The sequence below is a fragment of the Pseudomonas sp. R84 genome, from assembly GCF_009834515.1.
Lineage (GTDB): Bacteria > Pseudomonadota > Gammaproteobacteria > Pseudomonadales > Pseudomonadaceae > Aquipseudomonas.
This window is the reverse complement of record NZ_CP019426.1, coordinates 5434375-5452598: the sequence shown is the minus strand read 5'-3', so window position 1 is coordinate 5452598 and position 18224 is coordinate 5434375. Positions and strand designations below refer to the sequence as shown.

13 protein-coding genes and 1 riboswitch are annotated in these 18224 nt (G+C 59.7%); of the genes, 7 read left to right on the top strand and 6 right to left on the bottom strand.

The features are described 5' to 3' along the window. Window positions 1-47 precede the first annotated feature (47 nt). The gene (locus PspR84_RS24010; RefSeq protein ID WP_160059374.1) at window positions 48-2189 is read right to left on the bottom strand and encodes a methyl-accepting chemotaxis protein; all 2142 of its coding nucleotides are present in this window, start codon (window positions 2187-2189) and stop codon (window positions 48-50) included. Between the two features lie 262 nt (window positions 2190-2451). Here PspR84_RS24010 and PspR84_RS24005 point away from each other — a divergent pair, with 262 nt between their 5' ends. Next, window positions 2452-3270 (top strand): M48 family metallopeptidase, encoded by an 819-nt coding sequence (locus tag PspR84_RS24005; protein WP_007912815.1) that lies wholly within the window; start codon window positions 2452-2454, stop codon window positions 3268-3270. Window positions 3271-3285: 15 nt separating this feature from the next. Here the strand turns inward: PspR84_RS24005 and PspR84_RS24000 are convergent, their stop codons facing one another. From PspR84_RS24000 to PspR84_RS23985, 4 genes are all read right to left on the bottom strand, one after another. After that, entirely contained in the window at window positions 3286-3822 is a 537-nt protein-coding gene (locus tag PspR84_RS24000) for a hypothetical protein (RefSeq protein WP_160059373.1), read from the bottom strand. Window positions 3823-3956: 134 nt separating this feature from the next. Further along, window positions 3957-4544 carry a TMEM165/GDT1 family protein gene (locus PspR84_RS23995; protein ID WP_160059372.1) on the bottom strand — a complete coding sequence of 196 codons (588 nt, stop codon included), beginning with the start codon at window positions 4542-4544 and terminating at the stop codon, window positions 3957-3959. An 88-nt stretch (window positions 4545-4632) separates the two neighbouring features. Then, window positions 4633-4755, bottom strand: a riboswitch (yybP-ykoY riboswitch). Window positions 4756-4806: 51 nt separating this feature from the next. Beyond that, window positions 4807-5805: a class I SAM-dependent methyltransferase gene (locus PspR84_RS23990; protein ID WP_160059371.1), complete on the bottom strand. Its 999-nt coding sequence runs from the start codon at window positions 5803-5805 to the stop codon at window positions 4807-4809. 32 nt (window positions 5806-5837) lie between these two features. Then, window positions 5838-6803: a 2-hydroxyacid dehydrogenase gene (locus PspR84_RS23985; protein WP_160059370.1), complete on the bottom strand. Its 966-nt coding sequence runs from the start codon at window positions 6801-6803 to the stop codon at window positions 5838-5840. 91 nt (window positions 6804-6894) lie between these two features. On the opposite strand from PspR84_RS23985, the gene PspR84_RS23980 reads away from it, so the two are divergent. Continuing rightward, on the top strand, window positions 6895-7524 hold the full coding sequence (locus PspR84_RS23980) for a LysE family transporter (protein WP_129395456.1): 630 nt from the start codon (window positions 6895-6897) through the stop codon (window positions 7522-7524). 88 nt (window positions 7525-7612) lie between these two features. On the opposite strand, the gene PspR84_RS23975 is transcribed toward PspR84_RS23980, so the two are convergent. Beyond that, on the bottom strand, window positions 7613-8377 hold the full coding sequence (locus tag PspR84_RS23975; protein ID WP_160059369.1) for a helix-turn-helix transcriptional regulator: 765 nt from the start codon (window positions 8375-8377) through the stop codon (window positions 7613-7615). An 85-nt stretch (window positions 8378-8462) separates the two neighbouring features. On the opposite strand from PspR84_RS23975, the gene PspR84_RS23970 reads away from it, so the two are divergent. From PspR84_RS23970 to PspR84_RS23950, 5 genes are all read left to right on the top strand, one after another. Further along, window positions 8463-9647 (top strand): MFS transporter, encoded by a 1185-nt coding sequence (locus tag PspR84_RS23970; RefSeq protein WP_160059368.1) that lies wholly within the window; start codon window positions 8463-8465, stop codon window positions 9645-9647. Window positions 9648-9793: 146 nt separating this feature from the next. Further along, window positions 9794-11476 carry a fatty acid--CoA ligase gene (locus tag PspR84_RS23965; protein WP_160059367.1) on the top strand — a complete coding sequence of 561 codons (1683 nt, stop codon included), beginning with the start codon at window positions 9794-9796 and terminating at the stop codon, window positions 11474-11476. 337 nt (window positions 11477-11813) lie between these two features. Beyond that, window positions 11814-13703 carry a DUF1302 domain-containing protein gene (locus tag PspR84_RS23960; RefSeq protein WP_160059366.1) on the top strand — a complete coding sequence of 630 codons (1890 nt, stop codon included), beginning with the start codon at window positions 11814-11816 and terminating at the stop codon, window positions 13701-13703. Window positions 13704-13729: 26 nt separating this feature from the next. Then, window positions 13730-15094, top strand: a complete 1365-nt coding sequence (locus PspR84_RS23955) for a DUF1329 domain-containing protein (RefSeq protein ID WP_160059365.1) — start codon at window positions 13730-13732, stop codon at window positions 15092-15094. A 315-nt stretch (window positions 15095-15409) separates the two neighbouring features. Then, window positions 15410-18142 carry a LuxR C-terminal-related transcriptional regulator gene (locus PspR84_RS23950; RefSeq protein WP_160059364.1) on the top strand — a complete coding sequence of 911 codons (2733 nt, stop codon included), beginning with the start codon at window positions 15410-15412 and terminating at the stop codon, window positions 18140-18142. The last annotated feature ends 82 nt before the right edge of the window (window positions 18143-18224 follow it).

The following is an 18224-nucleotide window of genomic DNA, read 5'->3' as shown; positions in this document are numbered from 1 at the left end:
CCCTCTCCCTCTGGGAGAGGGCTAGGGTGAGGGGGGCTCTTGGCTTTTCAGACCTTGAACTGATTGATCAACCGCCGCTGTTGCTCCGCCAGTTTGGTCAAATCCGCACTCGCCGAACTCGACTCATCCGCGCCGCCCGCCACTTCATTCGCTACTTGGCCGATATTGATCACGTTGCGGTTGATGTCATCGGCTACAGCGCTCTGCTCTTCCGCCGCACTGGCGATCTGCGTATTCATGTCGTTGATCACCGACACCGCCTGCGTAATGGTCTCCAGAGCCTCAGCCGCTTTCGCCGCGTGCTGCACGCTTTCATCAGTGCGGTTCTGGCTGTCTTCCATGACCCGCACCACATCGCGCGTGCCCTGCTGCAGCTGCTGGATCATGCTCTGGATTTCTTCGGTGGCTTTCTGGGTTTTCTGCGCCAGATTGCGCACCTCGTCGGCCACTACGGCAAAACCGCGACCTTGCTCACCGGCACGTGCCGCTTCAATCGCCGCGTTCAGCGCCAACAGGTTAGTCTGCTCGGCAATCCCGCGAATCGCCGTGAGAATCGCATTGATGTTCTCGCTGTCCTTGGCCAGCGTCTGCACCACGTCTACGGCCTTGCCGATTTCCACCGCCAGCATGCCAATCGAGTTCGATGTGTCACGAACAATCTGCATGCCCTGACTCGCCGCCTGATCGGCATGGTTGGCCGCTTGCGCAGCCTGAGTCGCATTACGCGCGACATCCTGTGCGGTGGCGGTCATTTCCTGCACCGCCGTGGCCACCTGATCGATCTCGGCCATTTGTTTCTGGATACCGATGTTGGTGCGAATCGCGATGTCAGCGGTGTGCTCCGAGGAATCGCTGACGCTCTGCACCGACGTCACCACCTGCGTGATCATCGCCTGCAACTTGGCCAAAAAGGTGTTGAAGCCCTTGGCGATCGAGCCCAGTTCATCACTGCGATCGCTGCTCAGGCGTCGGGTCAGATCACCTTCGCCCTGCGCGATGTCATTGAGCATGGCTACCATCTGCTTCAGTGGTCGGGCGATGCTGTGGCCGACCAGCCAGATCACCAGCAGGCCGAGGCCGGCGATCAGTAGACCGACCATGGCCATGCCGAAGGTGTCGGATTTGCGTTGCGCATCGAGGTCGGCCTGCAGTTTTTGCAGATCCGCCATCACGGCGTTGAGCGGCAGTTGCAGCATCAGCGTCCAGCGCGCGTCGGTCTGACCGATGCCGAACGGCAGGTACAACTCGATGCGCCCCTTGTCCTTGTTGACCGAGTAAGTCACTTCACCGCGCTTGAGATTGGCCATGTTGGCAATCTGCTCGGCATCGAGGATATCGCTGACTTTTTCGCCGAATTTGCTGGTGTCTTTGGTGTAGGCAACTATGCGGCCATTGCCGCCGATCAGAGCCATTTGCCCGGCGCCGCTGTAGAGCTTCTGGTTGGCAGCGAGGAGCATTTCCTGGATGAAGTTCACCGACAGATCGGCGCCGACGATGCCCTGGAAGGCGCCGTTGAGCATGATCGGTTCAATAAAGGAGGCGAGCATGACGATCTTGTCGCCGACCTTGTAGGGCGCCGGATTGATCACGCAGGATTTTTTGCTCTCTTTCGAGCACAGGTAGTACTCGCTGGCGCGCACACCGGTGGACAGGGTTTTCTGGTCGTCGACGTCAACCAGTTTGTCCAGGCCGAGGGTGCCGTCATCGTTGCGGAACCACCACGGCAGGAAGCGCCCGTTGGCCGCGTCGATGCCAACCACGCTGGTGCCCACATAAGCTGCGTCATTGTGATCGAGGGCGTTCTTCTCCCAGCCGATGTAGGTGCCGAGAATTTTCGGGTTCTGCTCGACGTTCTCTTTGATCAGGCTGATCAGTTGCTCGCGGCTGACGCTCAGGCGCGGCTGGCCATCGGTGCCCGGCGTGCCGAGCAGGGCGTTGACCCGTACCAGTCCGCCGGCAATCAGCAGCGGTGCTTCGAGTTCGCGCTGGATCTGGCTGACCTGGGTTTGTGCCAGCGAAGTCAGGCGCTGTTCGATGACTTGCTCGAACTGCGCCTGGGTGCGCTGTTGCACCATCTCTTGAGTACGGGCGCCGGAAAACAGCGCATACAGCACCAGCGCGGCCACCACGCTAAGCACGATGGCGCCGGCCAGGGCGGCGACGGAAAACTGGATCGACTTGAACTTCATGGGAGCTCCGCACGCAAGAGGACGTCTGCGCTGATGTATCGGCAGGCGGGATTGGGCCATGAGTGCGAGCCGGTGCAATTGCAAGCCGATGTCGCAAATGGGTCCGTGCACGACGCAGTTGCTGCGGGCTTGGTGAACGCTGTGAATTTTTTACGACAGTTTTGGCGGGAAACGTCTGAAAGTCGCTGCAACACGTCCGTTGTATCTGGCGTCGATACAATTACCCGCCTAGGATACGCGCAGGTTTTCAGGGAGCTTTTGAATGAACAAGACATTGGTTGTAAGTGCACTGAGCGCAGCGCTGTTGCTGGCCGGTTGTCAGTCGGTCAACACCACCAGCGGCGGTGCCGTGGGTGTGGAGCGCAAGCAGTACATGTTCAGCATGCTGTCCTCGCAAGAGGTCGACCAGATGTATGCCCAGTCGTATCAGAAGACCGTCGGCGAGGCCTCCAGCAAAGGTGTGCTGGACAAGACCAGTCCCGAGGCCAAGCGGGTTCAGGCGATTGCCAACCGCCTGATCGCCCAAGCGCCGAACTTCCGTCCGGATGCGGCGCAATGGCAATGGGAAGTCAATCTGATCAAGAGCGATGAACTCAACGCCAATTGCGGGCCTGGCGGCAAGATCATTTTCTACACCGGGCTGATCGACAGCCTGAAACTCACCGACGATGAAATTGCCGCGGTCATGGGCCATGAAATCGCCCACGCCTTGCGCGAGCACGGTCGTGAAGCGATGTCCAAAGCCTACGGGATTGAAATGGCCAAGCAGGGTGCGGGTGCGTTGCTCGGTCTGGGTCAGGACAGCCTGGCGCTGGCCGACACCGTGGCCAACTACGGCATGACCCTGCCGAACAGTCGTGCCAACGAAAACGAAGCTGATCTGATTGGTCTGGAGCTGGCCGCTCGTGCGGGCTACAACCCGAATGCCGCGATCACTCTGTGGAACAAGATGAGCAAGGCGTCGGAAGGTTCGCCGCCGGAGTTCATGAGCACTCACCCGGCTTCGACCAGCCGGATCGCCTCGTTGCAGGCGGCGATTCCGAAGGTTATGCCGTTGTACGAACAGGCGCCGAAATCCTGAGTAAAAAAGGTGCTCTCACAGCGAGAGCGCCTTGACCCGTTTTATTTGCCGGGCTATGCATTTGGCAAAGTTGTCTCTTAGCACGGAGCCTGGTGAGGGCAGTAGATAATCGATGAAGATGTAGTTACCGCGCGGGTCGTAGTCATGATCTTTCCCAAACACGAGGAAGAACTCGCACTCGAACTTGAACTCTCGAGCGTTTTTCTTTGTGAAGTTGATCCTGAACGGGTTTCCCGCACCGTCTGAAATTGTGAAGTGGGTCGGCGTGCCTGCGGCAGGAAACGTCCAATAGTAACTGTCGGATGAGTCACTCCCGTATTCAGTAGCACGACTCCTGTAACCACCAAAGTTTTGAGCGAGCAGGTCAGCTCTCCCGTCCAGGAATGCCAATTCTTTCAGACCGTTTTCAGTGAGCCCTGTCAGCAGGAAATGCACCCGCTTCGGATCAAATTCATCGACGGTTATCTTGTACGCGCAAGAATGGCTGAAAGGCATGTAGGGAATGATGATGCCGGACTTGCTTAGTTTGGAGTAATGCTTGGGCTTGCTCATGATTACGATCCTTGTGAAGTTCAGTGAGATCAGAAGTCATGAATGTAGGCCCGTTAATACGGTGACGATAGCTGTCAACTCTGACAGCTATCGATCGCCTTATATTGATAGGTAGTTTGTATCGTCGGTTAGCGTTATCCAACCCATCCGCTGCTCTGCATCGCCTTGTACACCGCAACGATTGCCAGAATCATGAACGCCGAAGCCGCAAGGCGACGGATCAAGGTCAGGGGCAATTTGTCCGCAGCAAAATTACCCGCCAGCACCACCGGCACGTTGGCAATCAACATGCCCGCAGTGGTACCGATAATTACCAGCCACAGATCCGGGTATTGCGCCGCGAGCATCACCGTCGCGACCTGAGTCTTGTCGCCCATCTCCGCCAGGAAGAACGCAATCAGCGTGGTCAGGAACGGCCCGAACTTGCGCGCGGTGCTGGTTTCATCGTCATCCATTTTGTCCGGGACCAGCGTCCACAACGCCGTGGCTGTGAAGCTCGCCGCGAGGATCCAGTGCAGTGTCGCATTCGAGAAGAAACTGCCGAACCAGGCGCCTACCGCACCGGCTGCTGCGTGGTTGGCCAGGGTCGCAGCGACAATGCCGGCAATGATCGGCCAGGGTTTGCGGAAGCGAGCGGCGAGAATCAGCGCGAGCAGTTGCGTCTTGTCGCCGATTTCGGCCAAGGCAACGATTGCGGTGGGAACGAGTAACGAGTCCAGCATCAGGATTTCCTAAGGGGCGGGTCGACACGGCTATGACACGTACAGCCTTCCCGCCCCGGGTAAGGTGTGCGTGTCATAGGTCTTGTCAAACCCTGCGATCCGTCTGCTGCGGACGCTTGGGTCGCATACGCCATGATCTGAGGATCAAGTATGTTGACGTATGCCGGACGAGCATGGCGCTCGTGGGAGACTACTCCCCTAGGACGGAGCGGATTCTGCCTAGGCAAATCCGATTGAGCAAGCCTCTTTTTTAAAAGAGGTTTCAGCCGCGCTTGGCTCGGTAAATCCGGAAACCATTGCCTTCGGCCTTGATTGCACAGACGCCCAGATGCTCTTCGATCAGCGGTTGATACTTGAGGAAGCTGTTCGCCACCAAGCGCAGTTCGCCGCCATTTTTCAGATGTTTGGCTGCTTTTCGCAGCAGGTTCTCGGTTGCGAAGTAATCGGTGTGCACGCCGACATGGAACGGTGGATTGCTCAGAATCGCACTCAAACCCATCGGCGCGGCATCGATACCATCACCAGTCAGCACTTCAGCTTCCAAACCGTTGGCCGCCAATGTCAGGCGGCTGCTGGCGGCGGCGAAGGCATCGACATCGAGCAGGGTCACCTGATTGTGCGGGTAGCGACGTTTGACCGCAGCGCCCAGAACCCCTGCACCGCAGCCGAAGTCGAGCAGATGGCCGCTCGGCAGTTTGTCCAGATGCTCCAGCAGCAGGGCACTGCCGCGATCCAGTCGACCGTGGCTGAACACGCCCGGCAGACTGATGACTTTCAGCGGGCCTTCGGCCAGTGGCAATTCATAGGTCTGCGCCAGGCTCTCCAGGGATTTCGCTTCCGGTGCGCTTGCCACGGTGACCTGCCAGAGCTGGCAGTGCCGCGCGCTGTCGAGTTTGCGCGGCTTGCCGAACGGGTTGAGCTGCTTGGATGCGCCTTCGATGCCGCTGCGCTTTTCCCCGACCAGAAATACTTCACGCCCGGCCAGACGCGAGGCCACGGCATTGAGGATGTAATCGGTCAGGTCTTTGGACTTGGGCAGGAACACCACGGCGCTGTCGAACTCGCGCTCCGGCACGTTCACGCCGAAATGGCTGCGGCCTTCGAAACGGGCGTCCAGCGCGGCCTGGTCGCCGGCATGCCAGCACCAGCCGAATGCGTTGGGCAGGCGCCCGAGCAAATCGTCGGCGGGCAAACCGGCCAAGAGCAACGAACCTTGAAACAACTCGGGCTGACGAAGCAGTACTTCACTGCGCGGATCCATAACTGCTCCTCAAAAAAAAGTGCCGCAGTTTATCAACTGACGACCCGCAGCGCCTTACCGCTGAAGAACGCCTGAGCGTTTTCGGTCAATTGGCCGACGATGCGTTGCCGTGCTTCGCGACTACCCCAGGCGTTGTGGGGTGTAACGATCAGGCGTGGGATGTCCGCCGCGAGCAACGGATTGCCTTGGGTCGGCGGCTCGACACTCAACACATCGGTAGCCGCGCCGCCGAGGTGGCCATTGCGCAAGGCATCGGCCAGCGCCTGTTCATCGATCAGACCGCCACGGGCGGTGTTGACCACGAACGCGCCTGGCTTCATCGAAGCCAGTTCGCGGGCGCCGATGAAATGGCGAGTGTGTTCGTTGAGCGGACAGTGCAGGGTGAGGGCGTCGATTTGCGGTAGCAGTTCATTCAGCGGCAAACGATCCGGGCGAGCAGGGCGGCCCGGAATCTGCCCGAGCAACACGCGCATGCCGAACGCTTCGGCCAGCCGCGCCACAGCGCCGCCGAGTTCGCCATGACCGAGCAAACCGAGGGTTTTGCCCTCCAGTTCGACAATCGGGTAGTCGAGCAGGCAGAACTGTTTGGCCTGCTGCCAACGACCTTCGCCGACAGCTTTCTGATAATCGGCCAGACGCGTGGCGAGGTTGAGCAGCAACATGATCGTGTGCTGCGCCACCGACGGCGTGCCGTAACCCTGACAGTTGCACACGGTGATGCCCTGAGCGCGGGCGGCAGCAAGGTCGACGTTGTTGGTGCCGGTGGCGGTGATCAGGATCAGTTTCAGATCGGGATTGGCGGCCATCGCGGCGGCGTCGATCAGGATCTTGTTGCTGATCGCCACGCTGGCACCTTGCAGGCGCTCGGCAACTTGCTCGGGCAAGGTCTGGGCGAATAGCTGCAGATCGCTGAAACACTCGCGCAACGGACTGAGGTCCAGATCGCCGAGATCCAGCGAAGGGTGATCAAGGAATACCGCGCGGCGCGTGTTCGTCATCAACTGTACCTTTTGTGCTGTGAGCGTTGGGCGTAATCTGCCGAGCCTACCAGATGAAACAAATTGATACGCTTGGCCGAAAGGAGCCCCCATGTACTGGACCGAGTTCTTGACCGTTGCACTGATCCACTTGCTGGCCGTCGCCAGCCCTGGCCCGGACTTTGCCGTGGTGGTGCGCGAGAGCGTGACCCACGGTCGTCGCGCCGGTACCTGGACCGCGCTGGGCGTAGGCACGGCGATTTTCCTGCACGTCGGTTATTCGCTGCTCGGCATCGGCCTGATCGTGTCGCAATCGATCGTGTTGTTCAACGCGTTGAAATGGGCAGCGGCGGCTTACTTGCTGTACATCGGTTTCAAAGCCTTGCGTGCGCAACCAGCAAAAACCGTGACCGATGATCTGCACAAGGAGGCCGGTGTGCGCACCGCTCGCGGCGCGTTCACCTCGGGCTTTGTGACCAACGGTCTGAATCCGAAAGCCACGCTGTTCTTCCTGTCGCTGTTCACGGTGGTGATCAACCCGCACACGCCGCTGGCGGTGCAGGCCGGTTATGGCGTTTATCTCGCCGTTGCGACGGCCATCTGGTTTTGCCTGGTGGCGATGCTGTTCAGCCAGCAACGCGTGCGTGCCGGTTTCGCCCGCATGGGTCACTGGTTCGATCGCACCATGGGCGCGGTGCTGATCGCTCTCGGCGTGAAAATCGCGTTTACCGAGATGCATTGATTGCCTTTTGTAGGAGTTGCCGAAGGCTGCGATCTTTTGATCTTGTCTTTTTACAACAAAATCAAAAGATCGCAGCCTTCGGCAGCTCCTACACGAGTTCGCTGAGCTTGCTCAGTGTGTTGAGGTAATCGCGGGGATTCTCCCCGAGCAAACGGCGGAACATCGCGCTGAACGCCCGCGCGCTGCCGTAACCCAGATCCCGCGCCACACGCTGCACGCTGTCCCCGGCGAGCAGACGTGGCAGGGCTTCCATCAAGCGCAGTTGCTGGCGCCAGGCGTTGAAACTCATCTGCACTTGTTGCTGAAACAGCCGCGCTAACGTCCGTGAGCTGGCGCCGACCTGCTGCGCCCAGTCTTCCAGCGTATTGGGGTGATCGGGCGTGTGCAGCAGCGCCAGACAGATGTTTTGCAGGCGCCGGTCGGTGGGCATCGGAATGTGCAGTGGCAGGTTTTCCAGGCTGGCGAGTTCTTCCAGCATCAATTGCTGAATCAGCGGATTGTCGGCATGCGGCGGCCCTTGCACCGCGCGCAGGATCAGCTCTCGCAGCAACGGCGTCACCGCCAGCACACAGCATTGTTGCAGGGCGGCCGGCGACAGCGCGGGCGAGATGAACAGCGAGCGCATCTGCACGTCGCCGCTCATGAAAATCTCGTGCGCCACCTCGGGCGGAATCCACACTGCACGACTCGGTGGAATCACCCAGGCACCCGATTCCGTGACCACGCGCATGATGCCACTGACGGCATACAACAACTGCGCCTCACGATGCAGATGCAACGGCTGGTGCGCGCCGTCCAGGTAATCCCGGGGGTAGGCGCTCACCGGACCGTATTCGAAATGGCTGATCAACATGTCTGATTGAGTGACTTATGTGGCAGGAATGCGCTTTTTCGCCAACTTAGCATAGGTGGTACACAACAACGTAAAGCGTGCCGCCATGAATCAATCCAGAAACGTCATTCGCTATATCAACGCCGCGCATGTGATCGATCACATGTTCATGCTGATTTTTCCCGCCGCCGTGCTCGGCATGACTCAGGCCTTCGGTCTCGATTACGCCGCGCTGATCGGCTTGTCGCTGGGCGGCTTCATTGCCTTCGGCGCCTGTTCGCTACCCGCTGGTTGGCTCGGCGATCACTGGAGCCGGCGGCAGATGATGCTGGTGTTTTTCTTCGGTATCGGCGCTTCGGCGATCTTCACCGGGCTGAGCAACAGTCCGAGCATGCTGGTGATCGGCCTGACCCTGATCGGTATTTTTGCCGCGATTTACCATCCGGTCGGCACGGCGATGCTGGTGGCTTATGCGCAAAACCGTGGCCGTGAAATCGGCATCAACGGCATGTGGGGCAATCTGGGCGTGGCGTTTTCGGCGCTGATCACAGGCTTGCTGGTGGCGCAGTTCGGCTGGCGCTCGGCGTTTCTGATGCCGGGCGCAGTGGCGATTGTGCTGGGGATTAGCTTCGCCTTGCAGGTGCGTGAAGAACCCATTCCGAAGCGCCTGCACACACCACTCAAAGGTGCCGCCGGCCAGCGCATTTCGATGGTCATGGTGTTCGGCGTGCTGGCGCTGGCCACCGCCACTGGCGGCGTGGTGTTCAACGCCACCACCATGACTTATCCGAAACTGTTTGAGGAACGTTTGCATGAGCTGTTCGCTTCGCCGCAAACCCTCGGCGTGGTGGTCAGTCTGGCCTATGCCTTTGGCGCGGTGGCGCAGTTGAGCATTGGCCGGGTGTTGCATCGTCTCAGCCTGAAATGGCCGTTCATTGTCCTGACGCTGTGCCAGGCACCGCTGTTATTTGCGCTGGCCTATGCCGATGGCTGGGCGGTGATCGCCCTTGGGGCAGCGTTCATGTTCGTGGTGTTTGGTCAGGTAACAGTGAACGATGCGATGGTCGCCAACTTCGTCGCCCCGCAATGGCAATCGCGAATCTTCGCCCTGCGTTATTGTTTATCGTTCGGCGCCAGTGCTACGGCGATTCCACTGATTTCCTATGTCGAACCGCGCCATGGTTTTGTAGGCCTGTACTTGATTCTTGCGGGTTTCGGAGCTTTGACCTTCCTCGCTGCGGTGGTTTTCCCACGCACGCCTTCTGAAGAGGCTGTGGGACAAACCGCCTGACCGAAGACGAAAACCGGCAAATGCTGGCGCAAAGCTAGCATTTGTACGGCTTTGCAAATCATTCCTTTGGCTGATTTGGCAGGCGTATAAGGGTTCTAGAGTACCAATCTCTACGCCAACACCGTGCAGTCAGAAAAGGGATTCTTATGTTGCAGACTCGCGTCATTCCCCCGGCCGATGGGGCCTACCAGTATCCATTGCTGATCAAACGGCTGCTGATGTCCGGGGCCCGTTACGAGAAAACCCGCGAGATCATCTACCGCGACCAGATTCGCTATAGCTACCCGACCCTGATCGAGCGCGTGGCGCGGTTAGCCAACGTGCTGACGACGGCCGGTGTGAAGGCCGGTGACACTGTGGCGGTGATGGACTGGGACAGCCATCGTTACCTGGAATGCATGTTTGCGATTCCGATGATTGGCGCGGTGATCCACACGATCAACGTGCGCCTGTCGCCGGAGCAGATCCTCTACACCATGAACCATGCCGAAGACCGCTTTGTGCTGGTCAACAGCGAGTTCGTCGGACTGTACCAGGCGATCGCACCGCACCTGACTACGGTCGAGAAAACCCTGCTGCTGACCGATCTGCCGGAGAAAACCGCCGATCTGCCGAATCTGGTCGGCGAGTACGAGCAACTGCTGGCGGCGGCGAGTCCGCAGTACGATTTCCAGGACTTCGACGAAAACTCCGTCGCCACCACGTTTTACACCACCGGCACCACCGGCAACCCGAAGGGCGTGTATTTCACCCATCGGCAACTGGTGCTGCACACCATGGGCGTGTCGACGATCATGGGCTCGATCGACAGCGTGCGCCTGCTTGGCACCAACGATGTGTACATGCCGATCACGCCGATGTTCCACGTCCACGCCTGGGGCCTGCCGTACGTGGCGACCATGCTTGGCCTTAAACAGGTTTATCCGGGGCGCTACGATCCCGAGTTTCTGGTGGAGCTGTGGCGCAAGGAAAAGGTCACCTTCTCCCATTGCGTGCCGACCATCCTGCAGATGCTGCTCAATGCCAAAGGGGCGCAAGGCACCGATTTCGGCGGCTGGAAAATTGTCATTGGCGGCAGTGCGCTCAACCGCACGCTGTATGAAACCGCGAAGGCGCGCGGCATTCAGCTGACTGCCGCGTATGGCATGTCGGAAACGGGTCCGCTGGTGTCCTGTGCGCACCTCAATGACGAGTTGATGGCCGGCACCGAAGACGAACGCACCACTTACCGGATCAAGGCCGGTGTACCGGGGCCGCTGGTGGAAGCGGCGATTGTCGACGGCGAGGGTAACTTTCTCCCGGCCGATGGCGAGACTCAAGGCGAATTGGTGCTGCGTGCGCCGTGGCTCACCGAAGGCTATTTCAACGAGCCGCAGAAGGGCGCCGAGCTCTGGGCCGGCGGCTGGTTGCACACCGGCGATGTCGCCACGCTCGACAGCATGGGCGTGATCGACATCCGCGACCGCATCAAGGACGTGATCAAGACCGGCGGCGAGTGGATCTCTTCGCTGGACCTCGAAGACCTGATCAGTCGTCACGTCGCGGTACGCGAAGTAGCAGTGGTGGGCATCGCCGACCCGCAGTGGGGCGAGCGCCCGTTTGCCTTGCTGGTGATCCGCGAAGGGCATGTGATCGGGGCACGTGAGCTCAAGGAGCACCTCAAGCCGTTCGTGGAATTGGGCCACTTGAGCAAGTGGGCGATTCCGAGTCAGATCGCCCTTGTTACCGAAATTCCCAAGACCAGTGTCGGCAAGCTCGACAAGAAGCGCATCCGCCTCGATATCACCGAATGGCAGGCCAACAACAGCACCTTCCTCTCGACACTTTAAGTGTCTGCTGGCGCGCCGAAAACGGCGCGCCAGACCCACCAAGCAAGCGCTTGGCTTGTGAAATCGAAAAAATCAGCCATTCTTGCCGTGCCGACATGCGTCGGTCTGGCGAAAGGACTGTTCCAGAGTGGCCGGCAGCTGCAAATCACACTTTAGAGGGATCAAGCGGTACCACCTGCTGGCTATAGTCCGCTCAAGGATTTTTAAGAACGGAGCACACGCACAAATCGGGGCGATGCATCTTTGAAGTGATTTCGGGTTGTCTCTGGCACCCGGTCCTTCAGGCGTTTTTAAAAGTACTCACTGCCATAACAATAATGCACATGGAGTAGCGTCGATGACCTCAGTAAACCAGTTCTGGCGCCGGGCGAAACTGCCTCTGGCAGTCAGTCTTGCCTCTTCGCTCGCCGGGCCCGCATTCGGCGTCAGTTTCAACGTCGGTGAAATCGAGGGCCAGTTCGACTCGTCCCTGTCGATCGGTGCCAGTTGGTCTACTCAGAGCCCGAACAAGAACCTCATTGGCGTCAACAACGGCGGCCACGGCCTGTCGCAGACGTCCGATGACGGTCACGCCAACTTCAAGAGCGGTGAAACCTTTTCGAAGATCTTCAAGGGCATCCATGACCTTGAACTGAAATACGGCGACACCGGTGTGTTCGTCCGTGGCAAGTACTGGTACGACTTCGAACTCAAGGATGAAAGTCGCGAGTTCAAGGACATCAGTGATTCGGGTCGCAAAGAGGGCGCCAAGTCGTCCGGCGGGCAGATCCTCGACGCCTTCGTCTACCACAACTACGCGATTGCCGATCAGCCGGGTTCCGTGCGTCTGGGCAAGCAGGTCGTGAGCTGGGGTGAAAGTACCTTCATCGGCGGCGGCATCAACTCGATCAACCCGATCGACGTTTCCGCGTTCCGTCGTCCGGGCGCCGAGATCAAGGAAGGCCTGATCCCGGTCAACATGTTCTACGTGTCCCAGAGCCTCACCGAAAACCTGTCGGCCGAAGCGTTCTATCAACTGGAATGGGACCAGACCGTCGTCGATAACTGCGGCACGTTCTTCTCGCAGCCGGACATCGTCGCCGACGGTTGCAACGACAACCTGCGCGTGCTGAACAAGCGTTCGCAAATCCCGGCCGTGGCCCTTGGCCCATTGGCCGCCAACGGCGTCAGCGTCAACGAAGAGGGCGTTCTGGTGCGCCGTGGCCCGGACCGCGATGCGCGTGACAGCGGCCAGTGGGGCGCGTCCTTCAAGTACATGTACGAGCCGCTCGATACCGAGTTCGGCGCCTACTTCATGAACTACCACAGCCGTGCGCCGATCTTCAGCGCCACCGGTGCGCCGCAATCGGTCTACAACACGGCGCGCGCGCTGCCGGGGCCGTTTGCGGCACTTGCACCGCTGCTGGTCGCGGGCAATTCGAACTACTTCATTGAATACCCTGAAGACATTCGCCTCTACGGTCTGAGCTTCTCCACCACCCTGCCTACCGGTACGGCGTGGAGCGGTGAGATCAGCTACCGTCCGAACGCGCCGGTGCAACTGAACTCCACCGACATCCTGTTCGCCGGTGTGCGTCCGATCGGCGGCGCACTGACCAACGCTTCGATACTCAATGGTGTGCCGGGTCAAGACCTGCACGGTTACGAGCGCAAGGAAATCACCCAGATCCAGACAACGTTCACGCACTTCTTCGATCAGGTCATGGGCGCCAGCCGTCTGACCCTCGTCGGTGAAGTCGGCGCGACCTACGTCGGCGGGCTGGAAAGCCGTTCCGACAAGCGTTATGGCCGCGATCCGGTGTATGGCCCGGGCGAGTTGCCGGCCACTGGCACCACCAACACCTGCGCCAACATTCTCAACGCCAGCACCATCAACGGTGCAGGACCGGGTTCGCCGCAGAACAACCGCAGCCGCAATTGCGATAACGACGGCTTCACCACCTCGATGTCGTGGGGCTACCGCGGTCGCGCCATCTGGGAATACAACGACGTCTTCGCCGGTGTGAACCTCAAGCCGAACGTGGCCTGGTCCCACGACGTCAGCGGTTACTCGCCAGGCCCTGGCGGCAACTTCGAGGAAGGTCGCAAAGCGGTCAGCCTGGGCGTCGATGCCGAATACCAGAACACCTACACCGCGAGCCTGGCTTACACCAACTTCTTCGACGGCAAGTACACCACTGTGGATGACCGCGACTTCGTTGCGCTCAGCTTCGGCGTGAACTTCTAAGCACTGCATTCAGGACGAACGAATTTATGAAAATAACAAAGAGTCTGTTCCACGCCGGTGTTCTGGGCCTGTCGCTGCTGGCGACCGGCGTCATGGCCGCGGTGCCTGCTGCCGAAGCGGACAAGCTGGGCAAGAGCCTGACGCCGATGGGCGCGGAAATGGCCGGCAATGCCGACAATTCGATCCCGGCGTGGAAGCCGCTGCCGAAAAATGCCGGCAGCGTCGATGCGCGGGGCTTCCTGTCCAACCCTTACGCCAGCGAACAACCGCTGTTCACCATCACCGCCAAGGATGTCGACAAGTACAAGGACAAACTGGCGCCGGGCCAATACGCGATGTTCAAGCGTTACCCGGAGACCTTCAAGATGCCGGTTTATCCGTCCCACCGTGGCGCAACCGTGCCGGATGACGTGTTCGCCGCGATCAAGAAAAACGCCACCACCACCAATCTGGTGTCCGGCGGCAACGGTCTGGAAAACTTCGATACGGCAGTGCCGTTCCCGATTCCGAAAAGCGGTGTGGAAGTCATCTGGAACCACATCACCCGCTATCGCGGTGGCAGCGTGACCCGTCTGGTGACCCAGGCCACGCCGCAACCGAACGGCTCGTACAGCCTGGTGTACTTCCAGGATCAGTTCGTGTTCCGCGACAAGATGAAGGACTACGACCCGAAAAATCCGGGCAACATCCTGTTCTACTTCAAGCAGAAAGTGACCGCGCCGGCGCGTCTGGCCGGTGGTGTGCTGCTGGTGCACGAGACTCTCGATCAGGTCAAAGAGCCACGTTCGGCGTGGGTCTACAACGCCGGCCAGCGTCGTGTGCGTCGTGCGCCACAAGTCTCCTATGACGGTCCGGGTACTGCGGCGGATGGCCTGCGGACTTCCGACAACCTCGACATGTTCAACGGTGCGCCGGATCGCTACGACTGGAAGCTCGAAGGCAAGAAAGAGATGTACATCGCCTCCGATAGCTACAAGCTCGACGATCCGAAACTGAAGTACGCCGACATCATCAAGGCCGGCCACATCAATCAGGATCTGGCGCGTTACGAGCTGCGCCGCGTGTGGCATGTGGTAGCCACCCTGAAGGAAGGTCAGCGCCACATCTACGCCAAACGTGACTTCTACATCGACGAAGACACCTGGCAAGCCGCGGTGATCGATCACTACGACGGTCGTGGCCAACTGTGGCGCGTTGCCGAAGCGCATGCCGAGAACTACTACGACAAGCAAGTGCCGTGGTACGCCCTGGAAACCCTCTACGACCTGCAGTCCGGCCGCTATCTGGCACTGGGCATGAAGAACGAGGAAAAGAGTGCGTATGACTTCGGCTTCACTGCCACCACCAGCGACTTCACCCCGGCCGCACTGCGTCAGGATGGTGTTCGCTAACCCGCTGTAATTCGAGGCCGCATCCTCGTGAAAACGCCCCGACTGGTTCGGGGCGTTTTTTTTGCTTTTTCTGGCGCACTGTTGAACCGCTTTTGTAGGAGCTGCCGCAGGCTGCGATCGTTTGATCTTGCTTTGGATTTTGAAAGGTCAAAGTCAAAAGATCGCAGCCTGCGGCAGCTCCTACGGGGTTGGGTTCAAAGGTTCGTGTAGCCTTTTTGTAGCCATTTGTAGCAGCAACCTTCATAACCGGTTCGTTTAAGGCTAGTCTGCGGACATCTGCAACGCCGCCAACAGCAATTCGAACAAGAGCCGGCCATGACTGATCTGTCCCCACTTCCGGGTCCCGCAAGTGTTGCTGTCGCGGCATTGGACGGGCGTTTTTTTCGCCCTCCGTTGCCCGACGGTTACGTCTTGCGACCACGTCTTTGCGAGCGCCTGCAGGCCGGGCTCGGTGGGCGGCTGTTGCTGGTCAGCGCCCCTGCCGGGTTCGGCAAGAGTTCTCTGGCGGTGGAGTTCTGTCAGAGTCTGCCGCCGCAATGGCAAAGTCTCTGGCTCGGCCTGAGTCCTCGCGACAGTGACCCCGGCCGCTTTCTCGAGCGTTTGCTCGAAGGCTTGCAGGACTACTTTCCGCAACTGGGCAGTCGCGCACTCGGCCTGCTGAAAATGCGCCAACGCCATCAGCCATTTGCCTTCGAAGAGTGGCTCGACGGTTTGCTTGATGAGCTGGCGCTGCACCTCGATTCCGCTGCACCACTGCTGCTGGTGCTCGACGATTATCATCTCGCCCAAGGCCCGGTGCTTGACCGTTGCCTGCAATTTTTTCTCAATCACCTGCCTGATGGCTTGCTGGTGATGGTCACCAGTCGCCAGCGCCCGGACTGGCATCTGGCGCGCTTGCGTCTGTCCCGACAGTTGCTGGAGTTGCATGAACAGGATCTGCGCCTGACCCACGACGAAGCGCTGACCTTGCTTGATCGCCACAGCAGCTCACTGCGCGGTGAAGCGCTGGAAAACCTTATCCAGCGCAGCGAGGGCTGGGTCGCCGGTTTACGTTTCTGGCTGCTTGCGGTGTCTGAGGCCGGCAGCGATGCGGCGTTACCGCAAGCGCTGAACGGCGGTGAAGGGCTGATCCGCGACTATCTGCTGGAAGAGGTCATCGACTGTCTGCCAGCAGAAGTGCAAGCCTTTCTCTACGAGACGGCGCCACAGGAACGCTTCTGCAGTGAGCTGTGCGATGCCGTGCGCGAAGCTCATGACAGCGCCGAGATCCTGCGTTTCCTTTTGGCGCATCAGGTCTTTCTGGTGCCGCTGGACGAGCACGGTCACTGGTATCGCTATCACCATCTGTTCTCGGATCTGCTGCGCAGCCGGCCGATTGCGCAAGCGATGGTGCCGACTGCAACGCTGCATTTGCGTGCCTGTCGCTGGTTCAACGCACAGGGGCTGCTGGATGAAGCGGTTGAACAGGCGTTGCGCGCCGGTCACCTCGATGTCGCCGCGAACCTGGTGCAGAACCTCTCCGAGGAGCAACTGCTGGCCGAGCAAAACGTCGGCATGCTGCTGCGTTGGAAAATGGATTTGCCCGACAGCCTGCTGATCAGCACGCCGCGGCTGATCGTTCTCTACAGTTGGGCGCTGGGGCTGGCCTGCCAGCTCGATGCCGCCGAGGAGTTGTCCAGCCACTTGAGCCGCTTCCTGCCGGCACCTTCGGCCACCGCGCAAAAGTCGATGCTGGCGCAATGGCTGGCACTTAGCGGAATCATTGCCCGTGGTCGCGGCCATCGTGAGCTGACGCTCAGATACTGCAGTGAAGCTTTGGAAAGCCTGCCGGCGAAACGTTATGGCCAGCGGCTGATGTGTTTATCGACCCTGTCTAATCTGGCCATCGCCGACGGCGATCTGTGGCGTGCACGCGGTCTTAACCGTGAATCCCTTGAACTGGCGCAACGGGTCGGCAATCCGCTGTTCGAAGCTTTGGCCCATTACGACCGTGCACGGGTGTTGCAATCACGTGGTGAAATTCTGCGCGCACTGGATGAAGTCCATCAGGGTCTTGAGCGCCTGCGCGGTCTATCGCCGCAACGCCTGTACGCGGTGCGCGCACGGCTGACCCTGTACGAGGGCTTCCTGTTGGCCATGCGCTTGCAGCCTCAGGCCGCGCGCGCACGTTTGATGGCCGGGATCGGCGAGGCACGGGCCTGTCGCGATATCAGCGTGTTGATCGGCCACTGCGTCATCGCTCGACTGGACGGCAGCAGTGGCGAGTTCGCCAAGGCCTTTGCCGAACTCGCCGAAGCCGAACGCCTGATGCATATCTGGGACGTGCCGCCGATCTACTATCTGGCGATGATCACGCTGGTCAAATGTGAACTGTGGCTGGCGCAGGGGCGCACTGATCTGGCCGAGGCCTGGCTCGCACGGCTTGGTCAGACGTACACGGGTGAACGCGCCGCTGCGCCGCCAGAGTTTCATCCTCAGTTGCCGTTGCATGTTGAACTGCAACAGGCGTTGCTCGACATGATTCAAGGGCATCCGATGCTCGCCGAAGGGCGGCTGAATGTATTGCATGAAAACGGTCAGCAGACCGGGCGGCAGTTGCTCAGTGTGATGGCGTTGACGCAAAAAGTGGCGTTGCTGTTGGTGGGTGGACGAGAGACTGAGGCCCGCAAAGCATTGAGTCAGGCACTGGAAGCGGCGGCGGGGGGCGTGCTGCAACCGTTCGATACCTTGGTGAAGGGGCATGCGGACTGGTTGCGCGGGCAATTGCAGATGATACCGACATTATCAGGGCAGCAATTGCTGGAGCATTTTCCGCCTGCGGCGGGACGTCCAGTCGTTGAGTCTGGTGCCGCCGAACAGCTCAGTAGCAGGGAGCTTGCAGTGCTACGCCTGATCGCCCAAGGCTGTTCGAACCAGCAGATCAGCGAGCAGTTGTTCATCTCGCTTCATACGGTGAAAACCCATGCCAGCCATATCAACAGCAAATTGGGGGTGGAGCGTCGAACTCAGGCGGTCGCGCGGGCCAAGGAGCTAGGTGTTCTTGATTAGCCGCCGTACCAGTCAATAAAAAAAACGCCCCGAACCAGTCGGGGCGTTTTTTGTGGCTGCGGTCTCTTCTACAGACCGGCCG